Source organism: Vibrio sp. 1727 (assembly GCF_033344415.1).
Taxonomy (GTDB): Bacteria; Pseudomonadota; Gammaproteobacteria; order Enterobacterales; family Vibrionaceae; genus Vibrio; species Vibrio alginolyticus.
Genome location: NZ_JAWPOT010000249.1, coordinates 1 through 715 on the forward strand (window position 1 = coordinate 1; position 715 = coordinate 715).

The window sequence follows — 715 nt, forward strand, 5'->3', positions numbered from 1 at the left end:
GCTGGAGAACTCGTGCGAAAGATGAAAAAGCAATGAATCGCATCACAAGCAAGCAAGTGATTACAATGTTCAATCAAGTCGTAGAAGATTTGTACCCGCAATACCAGTAAACTCCCTGTATAGATTTGTTAAGAAGGAAGTCAATTTGTCCAAGCCAACTTTAGCCGTTGCCTTAATCGTCAAAAATGAAGAGAAGCATTTAAAAGCTTGTCTAGACACCGTAAAAGGTTGGGTTGATGAGATTGTCATCCTCGACTCGGGCAGTACCGACCGCACTGAAGAAATTGCCCGACAATACACCGATAAGTTCTATACCAACTTAGACTGGCCGGGGTTTGGAAAACAACGCCAACTTGCACAGCAATATGTTACGGCCGACTACGTATTGTGGTTAGATGCCGATGAACAGGTTACTCCTGAGCTAAAAGCAAGCATTTTACAGGCTGTTTCAGCAGATAAGCCGAACGTTTTGTATAAACTAAATCGACTTAGCTCAGCATTCGGAAAGTTCATCTACCATTCTGGCTGGTCTCCAGATTGGATTGTTCGCTTGTATCGCACTGAATATACGCACTACAACGATTCACTCGTGCATGAAAAAGTCGATGAGAAAAGCTATCAGACTGAAAAGTTAGATGGTCGATTGCATCACTACACTTACGAGCATCTTCATCATTACATCAATAAAACCACTGGTTACCTCAAGGCCTGGACG

Annotated in this window: 1 protein-coding gene; it reads left to right on the plus strand. The window is 42.8% G+C overall.

Annotated elements, in window-relative coordinates:
- Positions 1–145: 145 nt before the first annotated feature.
- The coding region (locus R8O10_RS25065) for a glycosyltransferase family 2 protein (protein WP_318191934.1) at positions 146–715 on the plus strand (570 nt) is incomplete at its 3' end.